This is a genomic window from Collinsella ihumii, from assembly GCF_900046475.1.
GTDB classification, from domain to species: domain Bacteria; phylum Actinomycetota; class Coriobacteriia; order Coriobacteriales; family Coriobacteriaceae; genus Collinsella; species Collinsella ihumii.
Window position 1 is genome coordinate 1 of the sequence record NZ_FCOU01000035.1, and the last position, 2,501, is coordinate 2,501.

Genomic DNA, 2,501 nt, shown 5'->3' on the forward strand with positions numbered 1-2,501 from the left:
TGTGTTTGATAACGTCTGACTTGCGGATTTGATCACCCGGAGCTTTCGGGAATGGTCACGAAAAACTTTCGGGTTTGGGCATGGGCACGCCGACCATCCCCAACGGGGCCTAACGTTGTCGCTGCTACGGTTGCGACGATGGGAGGCCGGGAAGGAAATGATCGGCGTGGACAAGATCGACGATATCAGAAGGCTCGGGAGGGGCGGGGCGAGCGTCGCCTCGATCGCCCGGGAAACCGGGGTCTCCGAGCCCACGGTGAGGAAGTACCTGAGGGAGACCGACCTCTCCGAGAGGCCGCCGGCGGTCGGCAGGGCGCCCGAGTCGCCCCTGCTCGAGCCCTTCGCGGCGCTGGTCGATTCGTGGCTGCTCGAGGACAGGCGCTGCTGGTACAAGCAGCGCCACACCGCGAAGAGGGTCTTCGACCGGCTCGTCGCGGAGAAGGGCTTCGAGGGCTCGTACTCGACCGTCAGGAGGTACGTGAGGAGGAGGCGCGAGGAGCTCGCCGCCGAGCTCGACGCCCGCGAGGCGCAGGGGTTCCTGCTGCTCGACTGGCTCCCGGGCGAGTGCCAGGTCGACTTCGGGCAGGCCGACTTCCGCGTGCGAGGCGTCGTCACCCGCGGCCACTTCCTCGTGGTCACGTTCCCGCACTCAAACGTCGGGCTCGCGCAGGTCTTCTGGGGCGAGACCGCGGAGTGCGTCTGCCAGGGGCTCCGCGACGTCTTCGAGTTCCTCGGGGGCGTGCCGCTGCGGGCCGTGTTCGACAACGCCACCGAGGTCGGCCGCAGGGTCGGCGCCGAGATGAGGACCTCGGCGCTCTTCCGCCGGTTCGCCGCGCACTACGGGCTCGACTACAGCTTCACCAACCCCTACTCGGGGAACGAGAAGGGCTCCGTGGAGAACAAGGTCGGGACGCTCAGGCGCAACCTCTTCGTCCCGGTCCCGCAGGTCTGGGACGTGAAGGCCTACAACGAGCGGCTGCTCGGGACGTGCCTGGCGCTCTCGGACGGCAAGCCGCACTACCGCAAGGGCGCGAGCGAGTCCGAGCTCTTCGGGGACGACCGCGCCGCGCTCTCGCCGCTGCCCGCGGCTCCGTTCGCGTGCGTGACGTGGCTCACCAGGAGGTGCGACAAGCAGGGCTCGTTCAGGGCGGGCGGCGAGCACCGCTACTCGGCGGGGCCCGTCAACGCCTCCCGCGAGGTCGCCGTCGCGATGGGCGCCTTCGACGTCACGGTCGTCGGCGCCGGAGGCGAGGTCGTCGCCGAGTACCCGCGCGAGTGGGGCGACGCGCCGACGGACTCCGCCGACCCAATGCTGCAGCTGAGGCTGCTCTGCGTGCGCCCCGGCGGCTGGCGCGACAGCGTCGTGCGGGGGTCCCTGCCCGAGCAGCTCGTGGCGTTCCTCGACTCGGAGTCGCCCGCCGACCTCGGAGCCGACCTCAGGGCGCTGCGCGACGTGAGCGCCAGGCGGGGCTGGGCGGCGACCGTGGAGGGCGCGCTGAGGTCGCTCGGGGCCACGGGCGGCGTCGACGCCGCCACCCTGGAGCTCGCCGCCGCTAGGGCGGCCGCCGGCGACGCGCTCGTCGAGTACGACGAGCCGGTCGACCTCGCGGGGTACGACCGGGCCTTCGAGCTGCTGGAGGGGGGCGCCGCCAGTGCCTAGGATCCCGGACGCCGAGCGCGAGGAGTTCTCCTCGCGCGCCAGGTCGCTGTTCATATCGAAGGCGACGATAGCGTGGTTCCTCGAGACGGCGACCCCGGGCCAGCTCGCCGCGTGCTCGGGGATGCTCGCGCGCGAGCTCGAGTCCCGCGAGCGGTCGAAGCGCGCCCGGCTGCTGCGCCAGGCCCGCTTCCCCGTGCCCAAGGCCGTGGAGGGGTTCGACTGGTCCAACGTGCGCTTTCCCGAGGGCTGGGGCCGAGACGAGATGCTCTCGCTCGACTTCGTGGAGCGCGCCGAGGACCTCGTCTTCCACGGCCCGACCGGCCGCGGCAAGACGCACGTGGCGACGGCCCTCGGCATCGAGGCGACCCGGCGCGGGGTGCCCGTGCGCTTCTTCCAGACGGCGGCGCTGGTGCTGCAGCTCGGCAAGGCGAAGCGCGAGGGGACGCTCGACAGGCTGCTGGCGGACGTCGGCAGGGCCGAGCTCGTGATCCTCGACGAGTTCGGCTACGTCCCCTTCGACGTCGACGGCGCGCGCCTGCTCTACCAGGTCATATCCGACTCTTACGAAAGGAGGAGCATAGTGTTCACCACGAACGTCGAGTTCAGCCGGTGGGGCACGGTCTTCGCGGACGACAAGCTCGCCGCCGCGATCGTGGACCGCGTCGTCCACCACGGCAGGCTCGTCGAGTTCGGCGGCCCAAGCCACCGTCTCGAGGAGTCACTCATGCTGGGCAAGTCGGGAAGCTAGCGGCGCGCCCGTGACCGAACCCGAAAAAGTTGCGTGCCCAAACCCGAAAGTTTTCCGTGATCATTTCAGAAAGACGGACTTGACCAAACACAC

The 2,501-nt window shown here is 70.1% G+C and carries 2 protein-coding genes; both read left to right on the forward strand.

Annotated elements, in window-relative coordinates; genetic code table 11:
* Positions 1-166 precede the first annotated feature (166 nt).
* Positions 167-1,660 carry an IS21 family transposase gene (gene istA, locus BN3789_RS12205; RefSeq protein ID WP_066832644.1) on the forward strand — a complete coding sequence of 498 codons (1,494 nt, stop codon included), beginning with the start codon at positions 167-169 and terminating at the stop codon, positions 1,658-1,660.
* A complete protein-coding gene (istB, locus tag BN3789_RS12210) occupies positions 1,653-2,408 on the forward strand; it encodes an IS21-like element helper ATPase IstB (protein WP_079989156.1) in 756 nt (251 codons plus the stop codon). Before istA ends, istB begins: the two co-directional genes overlap by 8 nt.
* Positions 2,409-2,501: the final 93 nt, after the last annotated feature.